The organism is Bifidobacterium margollesii, assembly GCF_002860355.1.
GTDB lineage: Bacteria > Actinomycetota > Actinomycetes > Actinomycetales > Bifidobacteriaceae > Galliscardovia > Galliscardovia margollesii.
In genome coordinates this window covers 12813-30323 of the sequence record NZ_NMWU01000023.1, presented here as the reverse complement: position 1 = coordinate 30323, position 17511 = coordinate 12813, and the positions used below count along the sequence as shown (strand labels likewise).

Sequence of the window (17511 nt, the reverse complement as noted above, 5' to 3'; positions counted from 1 at the left end):
TCGAAACGGTGCATCGACACGCAGGCCGAACGCAAGAGCCGCAAGCTGTTCGCCCGGTTCATCCCCGACAAGAGCGCGCTGGCGACCGCGCGCGCCGAATACGACATCTACAGCCGGATCCCCGCGCCCGCGCGCATCGACCGCACGTGGGACAACGGCACGGAGTCCTCCTGCCACCTGCTCGTGGACGAGGCGCTGGGCATGCTCACCTACTATGCGGACCCGTACTCCTCGTGGCAGCGGGGCACGAACGAGAACCGCAACGGCAGGATCCGGCGCTACCTGCCCAAGGGGACCAGCTTCGACGACCTGTCGGATGCGGACCTGCAGGCCATCGTCGACGAGATCAACGACACCCCGTTGAAGGTCCTGGGCTGGGAAACGCCCAACGAGGTTTGGTACCGCGAGCTCGGCAAGGTAATGTCAAAGACAAGCCACCCAGAGACGAGTGTTGCACTTACAAATTGAATCCGGGGCGAAGAGGAGTCCCGGCAGATCTACCGTATGCTGATGAAACGGGATCTCATCGACGCCGACGATCGTCTGACCGACCGCTACCGCGAGCAGCGCCTGACCGAAGAGGACGTGGCAAATCTGCCTGAACCATTGCGGCCCAAGGCCGACGCCATCCGATACGTGCTCGACAACGTACTCGAAGGCGTCACCGCCATACTCGTCGACAACGCGTTGAAAACCCGGATCACCGCCAACCCGCTCAACGATAATTGGGATCGGAAGGAATTCCAGGCGTTGTGGAAACGCATCAACCACAAGTACGCCTACACCGTCAGCTTCGATGACGACGAGCTCGTCAACAAGGCGGTCAAGGCCATCAACGACGATCTCGTCGTCGCCAAACTCTCCTACACCGTCACGCGGGGCATGCAGAAACAGGACGCATCCCGTGAGGAGATAGCGGCGGGAGAGCATTTCGGCGGCAAGCGTGCGCGCCGCGTCGATATGAATATCGATGCAACCGACGGCGTCACCTATGATCTGCTGGGGGAGATCGCCCGACGGGCGGCGATCACCCGCCGTTGCACAGCAGCGATCCTCAAGCACATTCGGCGTGAGAAATTCCTCATGTTCCGTGACAATCCCGAACAGTTCATCGCCAAGGTGTCACGCATTATCGTCTCGCAGAAGGCCACCATGATCGTGGATCACATCTGCTACGACAGAATCGAAGGCGAATACGATTCCGGCATCTTCACGATGACCGGGGCGGGACGCGATGAGTCCGAAGCCTACCGGGCCGCCAAATGCGTGCAGGACTGGGTGTTTCCCGACGGTTTCGCACAAAACAGCGTCGAACGACGGTTCGCCGAAGACTTGGACGCGGCCGATGAGGTCGCCGTCTACGCGAAACTGCCGAGAGGCTTCCGTATTCCTACGCCGGTCGGCGACTATGCGCCCGACTGGGCCGTGGCGTTCAGGGAAGGCAGCGGCGTGAGGCATCTGTTCTTCGTGGCGGAAACCAAAGGCAGCATGGAAACGCTGGACCTGCGAGGCGTCGAGGGAAGCAAGATCGCCTGTGCCCGCAAGCTGTTCAATGAATTCAGGCTCGCCGGCGACGTTCGCTACGACAAGGTCGACTCCTACGGCAGGCTGCTGGAGCAGGTGAGATCTTTGCGGTAGAGGATTTTTGCCTGATATGGCGTTTGCCCACCCCCAGTCAGCTGCGCTGCCAGCCCCCGCTCGCGGGGGCGCTACTGGGTCGTGCGGCGATATCGTCGTGCGGCAGAGGCGATTCCGCGCACAATGCGAAATTCCGTTTGTAAATTCCGCGTTAGGTTCTGTTACCGCTTGTGTATGTCGCATGTTACGAAGCCATCGGCTCCGGCTATGCCGGATCATGGAGGATTCGTTGAAGTTCCAACGGCCTTGAACCTTCCAATACCGGTCGCACGGCAGTTCGTTACACCGCAACAATATTGGACGATTTGGATATCCGGTCAAAAACGGTGGACATAATATCCATTGTTTGACGGGTGCATTGCGAGAAAACTCCCTACGTAGATGCGCAAGGGATCGCGAAACGGAGAACATCCGAAACGGAGTCTCCGATCGGCGATCCGCAGTGCGGACGAGAGGGAGGTAACGACGCGATGAGCGGTTCGAAATGGCTATACATCGGAAAGCGGCTGCTGCTGCTGATTCCCACGGTATGGGGGTGTGCCACGCTCACCTTCTTCCTGCTCAAGCTCACGCCGGGCGACCCTGCCGTGCAGGCGCTCGGCCCGAAGGCCAGCAAGCAGGCGCTCGCCGCGCTGCGCGAATCATGGGGGCTCAACGATCCGCTGTGGCAGCAGTACCTGCGCTTCCTCGGCGACCTGTGCACCGGCAACCTCGGCACCTCGTACTCGGCCAAGGCGCCGGTGGCCGAACTGATCGCCACCCGTCTTCCCGTCACGCTGATCATCATGATTCTGGCCGCACTGTTCGCCGTGCTGATCGCCCTGCCGCTGAGCATTTGGGTCGCCACCAGCGGATCGCGATGGGTGGGCGAATTCGTGCGCATCCTCAATGCTGTCGCCCAAGGCTTCCCCACGTTCTTCCTCGGCGCGCTGCTGCTCCAGTTCTTCGCCATCCAGCTCGGATGGTTCCCCATCGGCTCGGTCTCCGGTGGCGTGGACGTGGCCGCACTGGTCCTGCCGTCCATCGCCGTGGCCGTCGCCATCGCCCCGATCCTGATCCGCAGCCTCACCCAGTCCCTGAAGGACTCCGTCTCCTCCGAATACGTGAATTTCGGCAAGGCCAAAGGCCTGAGCTACGGCAAGGTGCTGTTCGGATACGCCCTGCGCAACGGCTCGATGTCCGCGGTCTCCGTCCTCGGCATCCAGGTCGGCTTCCTCGTCGGCGGCACGTTGGTCGTGGAGAACGTGTTCGCCGTTCCCGGCCTCGGCCAGCTGCTCATGGACTCCGTGATGAAACGCGACTTCCCGGTGGTGCAGAGTCTCACCGTGATCTTCGGCATCATCGTCGTGTTGGTCTACCTGATCACCGATCTCGCCTACGGAGCGCTTGACCCGCGTGCGGCGAAGCGCGGATGAGCCGGACCGTCCAGAGAGAAAGGAACGTCATGCCCGAAAGCAAGCAGATCCCCGTCGCGCAGGCCAGCAAGGACTACGCCAGGATCAAACTCACCGGCTCCAAGCCGCGCAAGCGCAGTCACGCCAACGCCGAAATCGTGATCGGCTGCGTGCTGCTCGGCATCATCGCCCTGATGATCATTGCGGCCCCTCTGCTTACCCCGTACGATCCGACCCATCAGAGTCTGCGCGAAGCCATGCTGGGCTTCTCCGCGGACCATCCGCTCGGCACCGACCAGTTCGGCCGTGACATCTGGGCCCGACTGCTCTACGGCGGTCGCATTGACCTGTTCGTCGCCGTCATGGCCGTGTTCACCCCGCTGGTCATCGGCACGATCCTCGGCGCCATCGCCGGATACTTCGACGGCCCGGTTCCGGTGGTCATCATGCGTCTGGCCGATCTGGTCTCCTCCTTCCCGTTCTACGTGCTGGTGATTGTGCTGGTGTTCGTGCTCGGCAACGGCGGCACGTCCATCTTCATCGCCATCTCCGCGGTCTCCTGGGTGCCGTACACCCGTATCGCCCGCGGTGAGACCCTGGTGCTGCGCGATCGCGAATTCATCGCCAGCTGCAAGACCAGCGGCTTCTCCGACGGCTGGGTGCTGTTCCGCCATGTGATCCCGAACATCGCCTCGCAGGGCATCGTCTACGCGATGAGCGACATCGTGATCAACCTCGGCATCATCGTCACGCTCAGCTACTTCGGCCTCGGCATCGTGCCGCCCACACCCGACTGGGGGCAGATGATGAACGACGGCCAGCAGTTCCTGGCCGCAGGCATCTACAGCCTCACCGTCATCCCCACCATCGTCATCGTGCTGATATCCCTGGCCCTCTCGTTCATCGGCGACGGGCTGGCGAATGTGCTGAAAGTGAGGCGCTAATTATGACCACCGCAGTAAACGCCGAAAACTCCGCGACGACCGCAGTCACGACGACCGCGACCGCAGCCGCGTCGGCGTCCGACCCCGAATACGCCCTCGAGATCGTGGACCTGTGCATCGACGTCGACAAGCACGGCGAGCGCGTCCCCGCCGTGAAGAACCTCACCATCCGCGTCAAAGCAGGCGAATCGCACGGTCTGGTGGGCGAGTCCGGCTCCGGCAAGAGCCTCACCCTGCGCGCGGTGATGGGACTGTTCTCCAAAGGCGCCTACTATCGTTCCGGCTGCATCCGCATCGGCGGGCATGAGGTGCTTGGCCCCGATACGCCCGATTATGATCCCTCGATGCGCGGCAAGGGCGTGTCGATGGTGTTCCAAGAGCCGGCCGTGGCGCTCAACCCGATCATGAAGGTGGGCTGGCAGATCGTGGACGCGGTGCGTGAACAGGAGCATCTCAGCCGTGCCGAGGCGAAGGCCCGTGCCATCGAACTGATGGCCAGCGTGGGCATCACGAACCCCGAGGACCGGTTCGACGCCTATCCGTTCGAGCTTTCCGGCGGCATGCGGCAGCGTGTGATGATCGCCGCGGCCATCGCCTGCAAGCCCAAGGTGCTGCTGTGCGACGAGCCGACCACCGCGCTCGACGTGACCATTCAGGAGCAGATTCTCGATATCTTCCGTGCCATCGCCGGGTCGGGCACCGCGCTGCTGTACGTCACGCACGATCTGGCGGTCGTCTCCCAACTGTGTGAGACGCTGAGCGTGATCTACCACGGCGCGATCGTGGAGGAGGGCACGCTGCGTCAGGTGTTCGACGACCCGCAGGACGCCTACACCCGTCAGCTGTTGAGCTCCACGCCGTATCTCAAAGGCAGCATGAAGGCGGCCGAAAAGGCCGCGGCAACGGAAACCGCAGCGGAAACGACGGCGGCAACGGAAACGAAGGGGGAGTGAACCATGGCCACATGGAGCGACATGATCGACCGGGCCGAGGCCAGGGCCGAGGAGACCGGCAACGAGGGACGCATCGTCAACCCCTTCGGAGACGACGCCAAACCCGAGGTGCATCAGACCCGACTGCTTGATGTCCAGGATCTCAACATCGAATTCACCACCAAAGTGCACGGCAGGAAGACGAAGTTCAAGGCCGTCAAGGACGCGAACCTGCACGTCGACTTCGCCGAGATCGTCGGGCTGGTCGGCGAGTCCGGCTCCGGCAAATCCACGATCTCCCGCGCGGTGGTGGGCCTCAACGATCACTACACCGGACGGATCGTGTTCGACGGCAAGGAGCTGGGGCGCAAGCGTTCCCGCGAGCAGTGGCGTGAGATCCAGATGGTGTTCCAGGATCCGTACGCCTCGCTCGACCCGCGGCTGACCGTGCGCAAGATGCTGCGCGAGGTGATCCTGTACCACAACGTGGTCATGGTCACGCAGGCCGACGACTACTGCGAATACCTGATGAATCTCGTGGAGCTGCCGGTCGAGCTGCTGGACGCGCTGCCGGCCGAAATGTCCGGCGGCCAGCGTCAGCGCGTGGCCATCGCCCGTGCGCTCGCCGTCCGTCCGTGGCTGCTGATCGCCGACGAACCCACCGCCGCGCTGGACGTCTCCGTGCAGGCGGGCATCATCAATCTGCTGATGGATCTCAATAAGCGGCTCGACCTGTCGATCCTGTTCATCTCGCACGACCTCAACATCGTGCGGTCGATCTGCGAGCGCACCTATGTGATCTATCACGGTGATCTGGTGGAGGAAGGTCCCACCGAGCAGGTGTTCAGCCATCCGGCGAACGACTACACCCGCCGGCTGATCAACGCGATCCCGAAGCTTTCCAGCAAGTATGTGGAGCGGCTGGCCGCCGGCGACGATGGTTCGCGGACCACGGCCGTGTCGGGAGAGAACGAGGAGACGGAGGAGCAGGCATGATGACGACGTTCAGGAAGATCGCGGCTCTGGCCGTGGCCGCGGTGATGACCATATCGATGGGGGCGTGCGGCAATACCGGGTCCAGCGCGGCCGACACGCAGGATCTGGTGGTGGCGAGATCGCTGGAAACCACGGATATGCTGCCGCAGACCGGATTCAGCAACGGTGACATCTGGGCGATCCAGCAGGTGTATCAGACGCTGACCCGCAACAAAACCGACGGATCGGGGGTTGAGCCGGGGCTCGCCACCTCCTGGAAGCAGTCGAAGGACGGGCTTTCCTGGACCTTCAATCTGCGCAGGGGCGTGAAGTTCCACAACGGGCGGACCATGACCGCCAAGGACGTGAAGTTCTCGCTTGATTTCGCGCGCACCGCCCGCGACGACAAGCCGTGGCAGTTCCTGTTCACCGCGATCAGGAACGTGGAGATCGTGGACGACTACACCGTGCGGCTTGATCTGAACGAGCCGTGGGCCCCGCTGCCTTCCGACCTGTCGATGTCGGCCTCGTCGATCATGCCGGCCGATTTCGGCGGCAAAACCGAGACGGAGTTCCGCAACAACCCGGTGGGGACCGGCCCGTACAAGCTGGGCGAATGGAAGAAGGGCGACTACATCAAATTCGTGAGGAACCCCGACTACTGGGAGACGGGCAAGCCGAAGCTCAACTCGGTGACGTTCAAGTACGTTTCCGACGCCAACACCCGTTCGCAGATGGTGCAGTCCGGCCAGGCGCAGATCGACGAGTTCCCCACGGCCGTGTCGGTCTCCTCGCTGAAAAAGACGCGGAACGTGCATGTGGAGTCGTTCCCCTCCACATCGCTGATCTGGGTGAATCTCAACAACCGCAGAAAGCCGCTCAACGACGTGCATGTGCGCCGGGCCATGGCCTACGCCATCGACAAGGAGGCCATCGTGCGCGCGATCTACTACGGGCAGGCGGAAAAGGCCAACTCCATGCTGTCGAAGAACCTCATGGGCTATTCGAAGGACGTGAAGGATCTTGAATACGACATGGCCAAGGCCAAGGAGGAGTTGGCCAAGTCCAGCGCGCCGAAGCATTTCTCGCTCACCGTGCAGGTGCAGTCCGGCGACCCGGAGAAGTCGATGCTGGCGCAGATCCTGCAGGAATCATGGAAGGAGCTCGGCATCGACGTGCAGCTGCAGACGCTCGACTCCACCACCGTGTATTCGAACCGTACGGCCGGTGACTTCGACGTGGCGATGTTCGAAATGACCAACGACATCTCCGACCCGGACGAATGGATGCAGTACATGTTCTCGTCCAGCGCCAACGTGAACTCCGGGTACAGGAACGAAAAAGTGGACGCGCTGATCAAGCGGGCCGCTGCCGACAGCAACCAGGCCAACCGTCTGAAGGACTATGCCGAGGTGCAGCAGATCATCGCCGACGAGGCTCCGGAGATCCCGCTGGTGTACAAGCCGGGTCTGTTCGCGGTGCGTGATCAGGTGAAGGACTTCACGGTGACCACGCTGGGCGAATACAAGCTGGCCGACACCACCATCGCCAGGGAGTGACCGGTTCGGCAGACGCGGATGGCCCTTCTCCGACCTTCGCCGGCCTTTGCTGACCTTCCCCTGGGAAGGGAAGGTGGCCGACGCAGTCGGTCGATGAGGTGCCAAGCGTGCGCAGTTCACAATTCAGGATTCGCCTATTCCCCTCATCAGTCTCACTGCGTTCGACAGCTTCCCCCAAGGGGGAAGCCCGGCGGGGCCGGTGAAATCGCTTCGGGGATGAACCAGCCTCTGCCTTCCCCTGGGAAGGGAAGGTGGCCGACGCAGTCGGTCGGATGAGGTGACGGGTCGTTCCCTCCCGCATTTGCGGGGAAAACGGGAGGGAATTTTCCGGGGGCGGCGGTGCGGCGGGTGGCCATGAGTACGATGGTGCACGGTAATGGCGTCTTTGAGATAGCGAGGTTGGAAGAACATGCCGCGTATGTTCGGAACCGATGGTGTTCGTGGATTGGCAAACCGGGATCTGACCGCGAGGCTCGCCCTTGATCTGGGCGATGCCGCGGTTCGCGTGCTCGGGGACGATCAGAGTGAGGGGCGTCGCCGTGCGCTGGTGGGGCGCGACACCCGCGTCTCCGGCGATTTTCTGGCCGCGGCGCTGTCGTCCGGCATGAGCGCCGGCGGGTTCGACGTGATCGACGCGGGCATCATCCCCACGCCGGGCGTCGCCTACCTGACCTCCGTGCTCAACGTCGAAATGGGTGCGGTGATCTCCGCCTCGCACAATCCGATGCCCGACAACGGCATCAAGTTCTTCGCACGCGGCGGGTTCAAGCTGCCCGACGCCAAGGAGGACGAGATCGAGGCCGTGCTCGGTCAGGACTGGGAGCATCCCACCGGTGCCGGCGTGGGGCGCATTTCGCATGACACCGCCACCGCCACCAAGCTGTACATCGATCATCTGGTCTCCTCGATCGCCCCGGTGGAGACCGGCAAGCCGCAGCCCAAGCCGCTCAAGGGACTGCGCATCGTGGCCGACTGCGCCAACGGCGCCACCTCCGTGGTGGCCCCCGAAGCCCTGCGCCGCGCGGGCGCCGACGTGGTGGTGATCAACGCCTCGCCTGACGGCTACAACATCAACAAGCGTGCCGGTTCCACCCATCCCGAGCAGCTGCAGGCCATGGTCAAGGCCTCCGACGCGGTGATGGGCGTGGCTTTCGACGGAGACGCCGATCGCTGCCTCGCCGTGGACGAGGACGGCACCATGGTCAATGGCGATCAGATCATGGGCATTCTCGCTCGCGCCAAGAAGCGCGAAGGCAAGCTCAACCATGACACGCTCGTCGTCACTGTGATGAGCAATCTGGGTCTCAAGCTCGCCCTGCGCGACATGGGCATCACCACCGTGCAGACCAATGTGGGCGACCGCTACGTGCTGGAGGAGATGCTGCGCGGCGACTACTCGCTCGGCGGCGAACAGTCCGGTCATGTGATCAACCGCGAGTTCGCCACCACCGGCGACGGTACGCTCACCGCGCTGACTCTGGCGAACGAGGTGGTGAAGTCCGGCAAGAGCCTCAAGGAGCTGGCCGCTGACTTCCCGCAGCTGCCGCAGCAGCTCATCAATGTGCCGAACGTCGACAAGATGGCCGCTCCCACGAACGCCAAGGTGCAGGCCGCGGTGGAACGCGAGGAGAAGCTGCTGGGCGATACCGGCCGTGTGCTGCTGCGTCCTTCGGGCACCGAGCCGCTGGTGCGTGTGATGGCCGAGGCCGCCACGCAGGAGCAGGCTGACGAGGTGTGCGAGCGTCTGGCGAAGGTCGTCGCCGACGAGCTGGCATTGTGATGACTGTAATGACTGCGATGACAGGCAGTCGCTGCGATCAAGGAGGACGATGATGTTCGGAACCGGTAAATCCGCGAAGATCAATATGGAGCTCAACCGCGAGGTCGAGCTGATGCTCAAGGAGGCCCGTACCGAGAACGACGGTCTGCTGCCCATCGTGCAGGCCGGTGAGCCGGTGCTGAGGCATAAGACGGCCCGGTATCAGGGGCAGCTCACCAAGGGCACGTTCAAAAAGCTCGTCGAAGTGATGCGCCATACCATGATCGAGGCCCCGGGCGTCGGTCTCGCCGCCACGCAGATCGGTCTCGGTCTGGCGTTCGCCGTCATGGAGGATCACGTCGGCGCGGAGGATGCCAATGATCCGCGTGAGGCCACCGAACTGCCGTTCCGTGTGGTCGTCAACCCCGTATACACGCCGGTGGGGCAGGAGACACGCAGCTTCTACGAAGGCTGCCTGAGCTTCGACGGATATCAGGCGGTGCGCAGGCGCTGGCTGGACATCGACGCCGAGTGGGACGACGAGTCGGGCGCGCATCACAAGGAACGCATGCACGGCTGGGCGGCGCGCATCTTCCAGCATGAGACCGACCATCTTTCCGGGGAGCTGTACATCGACAAGGCCGAGATCCGCAGTCTGACGACGTACGACAATCTCGAAGACTACTGGTGCGACGATCCGGTGCCGAGCCTCGCGGCCAAGGAGCTGGGATTCGAACTGTAGGGCCGCGGCACGGGAGTCCGGCTTCGATCGAACCGATGCGAATGGGCATACGGGATCGAAGTGAACCACGTATGAGCCGGTTCTGCGACACGCCATGTCGAATTATGGCGTGTCGCAGAACCGGCTGTGTTGTATCATAGTCACTTGTGTGTGCCATTGGCGCGGCATATGTGATCGGCTGCGTCTGAATGGGACATCCCGAATTCCAATGATCCGGGTCGGCAACGACCTTGGTGAGGATGCAGGGCCATCGGGCCGGTGGACTGTGGCTGATGCGCTTCCGATTCGGATGCAGCGTCCTCAAGCCGCGGTGTGGCGGCTCCACGAGGAACAGCAACTATGTGAATCGGAGAATTCCATTGCCTACTATTGAGCAGCTCGTCCGCAAGGGACGTAAGCCGAAGCCGAAGAAGTCGAAGACTTTGGCTCTGAAGGGCAGCCCGCTGCGCCGCGGCGTGTGCACCCGTGTCTACACCACCACCCCGAAGAAGCCGAACTCGGCTCTGCGTAAGGTCGCCCGTGTGCGCCTTTCCTCGGGCGTCGAAGTCACCGCCTACATTCCGGGTGAGGGCCACAACCTGCAGGAGCACTCCATCGTGCTCGTGCGTGGCGGCCGTGTGAAGGATCTTCCTGGTGTGCGTTACCACATCGTGCGTGGTGCGCTCGATACCCAGGGTGTCAAGGACCGCAAGCAGGGTCGTTCCCTGTACGGAGCAAAGAAGGCGAAGTAAGAGAAATGTCACGTAAAGGACCCGCTAAGAAGCATCAGCTCCTGCCCGATCCGATCTACGGTTCGACGGTGGTTGCCCAGCTCATCAACAAGATTCTGCTCGACGGCAAGAAGTCGATCGCCGAGGACATCGTGTACTCCGCTCTCGACATCGTCAAGGAGAAGACCGATCAGGAGCCCGTTTCCGTGCTGAAGCGCGCTCTGGACAACATCCGTCCGTCCCTTGAGGTTCGCTCCCGCCGTGTCGGTGGCGCCACCTACCAGGTGCCGGTCGAGGTCAAGCCGAACCGCGCCAACACCCTGTCGCTGCGCTGGCTGACCGACTTCTCCCGCGCCCGCCGCGAGAAGACCATGGCCGAGCGTCTGGCCAACGAGATCCTCGACGCCTCCAACGGCCTCGGCGCTTCTGTCAAGCGTCGCGAGGATACTCATAAGATGGCAGAGGCCAACAAGGCCTTCGCTCATTACCGCTGGTAATTTCGTTCGGATAGAGAGTTAAGGAACACCAATGGCACAAGAGGTGCTTTCGGACCTGCACAAGGTTCGCAACATCGGCATCATGGCTCACATCGATGCCGGTAAGACCACTACGACGGAACGTATCCTCTACTACACCGGCGTGAACTACAAGATCGGCGAGGTGCACGATGGCGCCGCGACGATGGACTTCATGGCGCAGGAGCAGGAACGAGGCATCACCATCCAGTCCGCCGCCACCACCTGCTTCTGGAACCGTCAGACCCACGACACGGAGGACAAGTTCCAGATCAACATCATCGATACCCCCGGCCACGTGGACTTCACGGCCGAGGTGGAGCGCTCCCTGCGAGTGCTCGATGGTGCCGTTGCCGTGTTCGACGGCAAGGAAGGCGTGGAGCCGCAGTCCGAAACCGTGTGGCGTCAGGCCGACAAGTACTCCGTCCCGCGTATCTGCTTCATCAACAAGATGGATAAGCTGGGCGCCAACTTCTACTACTCCGTCGACACCATCAAGGAGAAGCTGGGTGCCAACCCGCTCGTGATGCAGCTGCCGATGGGCGCCGAGAACGACTTCACCGGCGTCATCGATCTCGTTGAGATGAAGGCCTATGACTGGAACACCGGCGACGAGCTCGGTGCCCACTACAACATGGACCCGATTCCGGACGAGTACAAGGAGAAGGCCGAGCAGTACCACACTCAGCTGCTCGAAGCCGTCGCCGAAACCGACGACGCGCTGATGGAGAAGTACTTCGGCGGCGAGGAGATCAGCAAGGACGAGATCCGTGCCGCGGTGCGCAAGCTCACCATCAACCGCGAGGCCTTCCCGGTGTTCTGCGGCTCCGCCTTCAAGGACAAGGGCGTGCAGCCGATGCTGGACGCCGTCATCGACTACCTGCCGTCCCCCGAGGATGTGCCGGCCATCAAGGGCTTCAAGCCCGGCGACGAGTCCGTTGAGATCGACCGCAAGCCCACCAAGAGCGATCCGTTCGCCGCGCTGGTGTTCAAGATCTCCACCCACCCGTTCTACGGCAAGCTCGTGTTCGTGCGCGTCTACTCCGGTGAGGTCAAGCAGGGCGATTCCGTGCTCGACTCCACCCGCGAGAAGAAGGAGCGCATCGGCAAGATCTTCCAGATGCACGCCGACAAGGAGAATCCGATGGATTCCGCTTCCGCCGGCAACATCTACACCTTCGTGGGCCTGAAGAACGTCACCACCGGCGACACCCTGTGCGCCCTCGACGCTCCGATCACCCTCGATTCCATGACCTTCCCCGATCCGGTGATCGAGGTTGCCGTGGAGCCGAAGACCAAGGCCGATCAGGAGAAGATGGGCATCGCCCTCGCCAAGCTCTCCGAAGAGGATCCGACCTTCCAGGTCAAGACCGACGAGGAGTCCGGCCAGACCCTGATCTCCGGCATGGGCGAGCTCCAGCTCGACATCATCGTCGACCGTATGCGTCGCGAGTTCAAGGTGGAGTGCAACCAGGGCAAGCCGCAGGTGGCCTACCGTGAGACCATCCGCAAGGCCGTCATGAACCAGGAATACACCCACAAGAAGCAGACCGGTGGTTCCGGCCAGTTCGCAAAGGTCCTGATGAACTTCGAGCCGCTCGATACCGAGGCCGGCGAGACCTTCGCCTTCGAGAACACCGTCACCGGCGGCCACATCTCCGGCGAATTCATCAAGCCGATCGAAGACGGCGTCAAGGAAGCCATGGAATCCGGCGTGCTCGCCGGCTTCCCGGTCGTGGGCGTCAAGGCCACCGTCACCGACGGTGCCATGCACCCGGTCGACTCCTCGGAAATGGCCTTCAAGATCGCCGGCTCCATGGCCTTCAAGGAGGCCGCCCCCAAGGCGAAGCCGGTCATCCTCGAGCCGATCATGGCCGTCGAGGTCCGTACTCCGGAAGAGTACATGGGCGACGTCATCGGCGATCTGAACCAGCGTCGTGGCAACATCCAGTCCATGACCGACGCCGCCGGCGTCAAGGTCATCGACGCCAAGGTGCCGCTGAGCGAAATGTTCGGCTACATCGGCGACCTGCGTTCCAAGACCCAGGGCCGCGCCATGTTCACCATGCAGATGGATTCCTACGCCGAGGTGCCGAAGAGCGTCTCCGACGAGATCATCAAGGCCCAGCGCGGCGAGTGAGCCACGCTTGATTCGCCGGCGGGCAGCGGCTTCAGTCGTCTGCCCGCCGGCGGGTCCGCCACGACCGGCAGGCAGTGTCGTCGGTGACAACTACATTTGTTGTTCGCTGGCGATGGGGCACGCGCGAAAGTGGCGAATATCCACAATACCCAGTAAAATGTAGCGAGTGTCTTGTGCGTGGTTCGCACAGGCAAACTACGAGACGTCCAGGAGGACAAAACACATGGCAAAGGAAAAGTACGAGCGTACTAAGCCGCACGTTAACATCGGTACCATCGGCCACGTCGATCACGGCAAGACGACCCTGACCGCAGCCATCTCCAAGGTGCTGCATGAGGAGTTCCCGGATGTGAACCCGGAGTACGACTTCAACCAGATCGACTCCGCTCCGGAAGAGGCCGCTCGTGGTATCACCATCAACATCTCCCACATCGAGTACCAGACCGCGAAGCGTCACTACGCTCACGTCGACTGCCCGGGCCACGCCGACTTCGTGAAGAACATGATCACCGGTGCCGCCCAGATGGATGGCGCCATCCTCGTTGTGGCCGCCACCGACGGCCCGATGGCCCAGACCCGCGAGCACGTGCTGCTCGCCCGTCAGGTCGGCGTCCCGAAGATCCTGGTCGCCCTGAACAAGTGCGATATGGTCGACGACGAAGAGCTCATCGAGCTCGTTGAGGAAGAGGTCCGTGACCTCCTCGACGAGAACGGCTTCGATCGTGACTGCCCGGTCATCCGCGTTTCCGCCTACGGCGCTCTGCACGATGACGCTCCGGACCACGAGAAGTGGGTTGAGCAGATCAAGAAGCTCATGGACGCCGTCGACGAGTACATCCCGACCCCGGTCCACGACCTCGACAAGCCGTTCCTGATGCCGATCGAGGACGTCTTCACCATCTCCGGCCGTGGTACCGTCGTCACCGGTCGTGTCGAGCGTGGTACCCTCGCCGTGAACTCCCCGGTCGAGATCGTCGGTATCCGCGACACCCAGTCCACCACCGTCACCTCCATCGAGACCTTCCACAAGACCATGGACGCCTGCGAGGCCGGCGACAACACCGGTCTGCTGCTCCGCGGTCTGGGTCGTACCGATGTCGAGCGTGGCCAGGTCGTGGCCGCTCCCGGCACCGTGACCCCGCACACCAAGTTCGAGGGTGAGGTCTACGTGCTGACCAAGGATGAAGGTGGCCGTCACTCGCCGTTCTTCTCCAACTACCGTCCGCAGTTCTACTTCCGCACCACCGACGTCACCGGCGTGATCACCCTGCCGGAAGGCGTCGAGATGGTCCAGCCTGGCGACCACGCCACCTTCACCGTCGAGCTGATCCAGCCCGTCGCCATGGAGGAAGGCCTGACCTTCGCTGTGCGTGAAGGCGGCCACACGGTCGGTTCAGGTCGAGTCACCAAGATCCTCGCCTGATTTCCATCAACCGAAATCTTCCAAGCCTGAACTAGTGTTCTAGCTGAAAGCCTCGGAACCCGTAAGGATTCCGAGGCTTTTTGCGATTCCTAGGCTTTTTGCATTGTGCCGTCTTGTGTTGCGTGTCTTGCATCGTTTCGGTGGCACCACTCCCTGAACACATGCCGCGCCATACCCCATCACGTCATCCAGACGACGACAGCGAAATCCCGGTATCCAGGCGGGACGATGCTACCGTGAAAACGGCATTGGAGAACGGTCGCAAAGGAGGGGGAATGGCTGAAACGGTTCGCCCGATCGTGACCGTCGGATTACTGGACAACGACGAGTTTTCGCTTTCCTTCCTTGAACGCACCATCACCGAACTCATGCCCGAAGCGCGAATCCTATGGAAAACCACTTCCGGGCGCGATGCGGTAGCCCGTTGTTTCGACGCACGCCAAAGCCCCAACATACTGCTCACCGACATGTCGATGGATGAAGTATCCGGCCTGACGGTATGCAGAACGATTCGCGCCGGAACCGCTCGGGTGCTGATTCTCGCCATCACGTCGTTCTCGTTGGCCGTATATGCAGCCAAAGCCGCCGAATCCGGGGCGCAGGGCATCGTTCCAAAATCCGTGGAGGCGCCGATCATCAAGGCGATTCGTACCGTGGCGGCCGGCGGTGTTTGGGGCGAAGGATTCCAAACCGCCGGCGAAGCATACGAACGATTGCGCGGAAAACAAATCCCCCGGCAGTTTCTGCTGTCCGACCGTGAAGCCGAAGCGATGAACCTATGCTCCCGCGGTCTCGATACCGTGCAGATCGCCACCGACATGCAGGTGAGCGCCTCCACCGCCAAAACCTATATCACCCGCGCCATCCACAAACTCGGCGTCACCTCGCGCGGGCAGGCCGTGGCCCTATGGACAGGCGCCTCGGAAGGCGAACGATGAACGCCGCCGAACGTTGGCTGCATGGCCATTGGTTCCGCATCCTCATCGCATTCGTCGTTCTGGTTGCGACGGTGATTGAATGGGCGGCGATCCCTCCCGTATATCCACTCAATGGAGTGCTTTCAGGCGTGTCGATAGCCTGCATCATTCTTTCGCCGTTCCTGCCGCGCGTCAGTGGCTGGCTGATCATCGGCACCGTCGTCGCGCGTCTGTTCGTCCTTGACCTGTCGGGGCCGAACCCATTGTGGGCTGCCTATCTGGCCTTGGCGATCATCGGCTACGACAGTTCGATTCCCATCGCCATCGCCGCCCTGCTCGTCATTTCGTTCGCCGAATGCGTGCCGGTGGCCGTCGATTCCTTCAATGCGCTGTCCGCCACATGGCTGGGATTGGTGAATTACATCGCGATGTTCGTGTTCGCCACGATGATCGGCATGGCCCTGCGTTGGCGACGACAGCGTGACGAGATTCGAGAACAGGCCATGGCGTTGGAACGACGTCAATGGGAGATGGACATGCTGAAACGCAACATACGCCTGGGGTCGCGCATTCACGATTCCGCCAGCGGTGGGCTCTCCTACATCGCGTTGACCGCGCAACGGCAGCTGCGCCGTATTGGCGATGACGCCGAACGGGCCGACGAACGTCGGGATTGGCGGTTCGTCAACGAACAGGCCCTTGCCGTGCTTGCCGAGATTCACCATGTCATCGATTTGCTCGAACAACCGCAACGGCGGCGAGCCGATGCAGGCAAGGATTCCGTGAGCCCGGGAGATGCGAGTCGGACGGCATCGGCGTGTCGGACGGCACCGGCACGTCAGTCGATGCCGAACGTCGCAGAGACACCCCCGCGGCGGACGATGATCGAGATGATCGATACCGCCGTCCGAAACGCCGGAACCAGTCTTGACCGGCTTGGCTTTCATGGTCGGATCGACGTGCGCGGCGATCTGCCGGACGATTGCGCGACGGAATCGGTGCGTGCGGCCGCGAATCTTATCGGTGAGATCGCCGCCAACATCACCCGGCATCTCACTCCGGAGTCCGGCGACTATTGTCTGATGGTCACCTTGGGGCCAAAGTCCATCGAACTGATGGAAACCAATCCATTGCCGTCGTCGGAGTCGTCGGAGTCGTCGGAATCGTCGGAATCAACGGTGTCGTTGATGCCTGACACAACGGGGAAGACGGCGAACCTTAGGCCGCATGGCAGAGGGCTTGCGCTGCATCGTCGCATCATCACCGACCTCGGCGGCGAACTCAACACCAGTGCCGAGGACGGCGACTGGGTCGTCTACGCGCGAATCCCCCTTCGTCGTGCTGGCTCTACGGGTGAGGCGTGATGATCAGGTATCGGATCGGCGTGGCATTCGTGTGCATCGCGATTGCCGTTATGATCGTCGCAGCGATCTTATGCGTGCCGGCGAGCCCATGGCGGAATGCGGAGGCGGAACCGACGAGCGGAACACAACCATCCCCATCCGCGACGGTTCACCAACCGGATTTCACCGGGCCGGACCGTATCGCCCTGAACGAACTTTGGGGCAGCCTGCACACCAGCAGGGGCCGCGACGTGCTGCGGGACGGGTCGATCACCAGTGAGGAGATGGATGGCGTCACCAAGGCGTACAACGCCTGCCTGTCCGTATACGGGTTGCAGAGCCGGGTCATTGACGGCGGTGCCGGGCGGAACGAGGTGCAGGTACGCGGTTCGTTGACGGAGACCCAACGGTCGAAGGTTTCCGGCGAATGCGGCATGAATACGGATTACGATGCATTGTCGGCGTGGTATTACCGGACGCAACCCGCATCCTGAACCCGACCATCGGGATGATACGCCAC

Annotated in this window: 16 protein-coding genes; all 16 read left to right on the top strand. The window is 62.2% G+C overall.

Going from position 1 to position 17511, the window contains the following annotated elements; genetic code table 11:
- Nucleotides 1-468, top strand: a 468-nt coding sequence (locus Uis1B_RS06840) for an IS30 family transposase (protein ID WP_133124872.1), incomplete at its 5' end; no start/stop codon positions are given.
- Between the two features lie 42 nt (nucleotides 469-510).
- Nucleotides 511-1638 carry a restriction endonuclease gene (locus Uis1B_RS06835; protein ID WP_165782777.1) on the top strand — a complete coding sequence of 376 codons (1128 nt, stop codon included), beginning with the start codon at nucleotides 511-513 and terminating at the stop codon, nucleotides 1636-1638.
- Nucleotides 1639-2108: 470 nt separating this feature from the next.
- On the top strand, nucleotides 2109-3053 hold the full coding sequence (locus tag Uis1B_RS06830; RefSeq protein ID WP_101616808.1) for an ABC transporter permease: 945 nt from the start codon (nucleotides 2109-2111) through the stop codon (nucleotides 3051-3053).
- A 29-nt stretch (nucleotides 3054-3082) separates the two neighbouring features.
- The gene (locus Uis1B_RS06825) at nucleotides 3083-3976 is read left to right on the top strand and encodes an ABC transporter permease (protein ID WP_165782776.1); all 894 of its coding nucleotides are present in this window, start codon (nucleotides 3083-3085) and stop codon (nucleotides 3974-3976) included.
- A gap of 2 nt (nucleotides 3977-3978) precedes the next feature.
- Nucleotides 3979-4929 (top strand): ABC transporter ATP-binding protein, encoded by a 951-nt coding sequence (locus Uis1B_RS06820; RefSeq protein ID WP_101616804.1) that lies wholly within the window; start codon nucleotides 3979-3981, stop codon nucleotides 4927-4929.
- Nucleotides 4930-4932: 3 nt separating this feature from the next.
- Nucleotides 4933-5904, top strand: coding sequence for an ABC transporter ATP-binding protein (locus Uis1B_RS06815; protein WP_101616802.1), 972 nt, complete (start codon nucleotides 4933-4935; stop codon nucleotides 5902-5904).
- Nucleotides 5901-7442 (top strand): ABC transporter substrate-binding protein, encoded by a 1542-nt coding sequence (locus Uis1B_RS06810; RefSeq protein ID WP_101616800.1) that lies wholly within the window; start codon nucleotides 5901-5903, stop codon nucleotides 7440-7442. Before Uis1B_RS06815 ends, Uis1B_RS06810 begins: the two co-directional genes overlap by 4 nt.
- A 409-nt stretch (nucleotides 7443-7851) precedes the next feature.
- The gene (gene glmM, locus Uis1B_RS06805; protein WP_101616798.1) at nucleotides 7852-9222 is read left to right on the top strand and encodes a phosphoglucosamine mutase; all 1371 of its coding nucleotides are present in this window, start codon (nucleotides 7852-7854) and stop codon (nucleotides 9220-9222) included.
- A 52-nt stretch (nucleotides 9223-9274) separates the two neighbouring features.
- Nucleotides 9275-9943, top strand: a complete 669-nt coding sequence (locus Uis1B_RS06800; RefSeq protein ID WP_101616814.1) for a peptide deformylase — start codon at nucleotides 9275-9277, stop codon at nucleotides 9941-9943.
- Nucleotides 9944-10302: 359 nt separating this feature from the next.
- Entirely contained in the window at nucleotides 10303-10674 is a 372-nt protein-coding gene (gene rpsL / locus Uis1B_RS06795; RefSeq protein WP_094661389.1) for a 30S ribosomal protein S12, read from the top strand.
- 5 nt (nucleotides 10675-10679) lie between these two features.
- On the top strand, nucleotides 10680-11150 hold the full coding sequence (gene rpsG / locus Uis1B_RS06790; protein ID WP_100511829.1) for a 30S ribosomal protein S7: 471 nt from the start codon (nucleotides 10680-10682) through the stop codon (nucleotides 11148-11150).
- 31 nt (nucleotides 11151-11181) lie between these two features.
- Nucleotides 11182-13308: an elongation factor G gene (gene fusA / locus Uis1B_RS06785; RefSeq protein WP_101616795.1), complete on the top strand. Its 2127-nt coding sequence runs from the start codon at nucleotides 11182-11184 to the stop codon at nucleotides 13306-13308.
- Nucleotides 13309-13531: 223 nt separating this feature from the next.
- Nucleotides 13532-14731: an elongation factor Tu gene (gene tuf, locus Uis1B_RS06775; protein ID WP_101616790.1), complete on the top strand. Its 1200-nt coding sequence runs from the start codon at nucleotides 13532-13534 to the stop codon at nucleotides 14729-14731.
- A gap of 275 nt (nucleotides 14732-15006) precedes the next feature.
- On the top strand, nucleotides 15007-15669 hold the full coding sequence (locus Uis1B_RS06770; protein WP_165782775.1) for a response regulator transcription factor: 663 nt from the start codon (nucleotides 15007-15009) through the stop codon (nucleotides 15667-15669).
- Entirely contained in the window at nucleotides 15666-17012 is a 1347-nt protein-coding gene (locus Uis1B_RS06765; protein ID WP_101616786.1) for an MFS transporter, read from the top strand. Before Uis1B_RS06770 ends, Uis1B_RS06765 begins: the two co-directional genes overlap by 4 nt.
- A gap of 230 nt (nucleotides 17013-17242) precedes the next feature.
- Nucleotides 17243-17485, top strand: coding sequence for a hypothetical protein (locus tag Uis1B_RS12035; protein ID WP_165782774.1), 243 nt, complete (start codon nucleotides 17243-17245; stop codon nucleotides 17483-17485).
- Nucleotides 17486-17511: the final 26 nt, after the last annotated feature.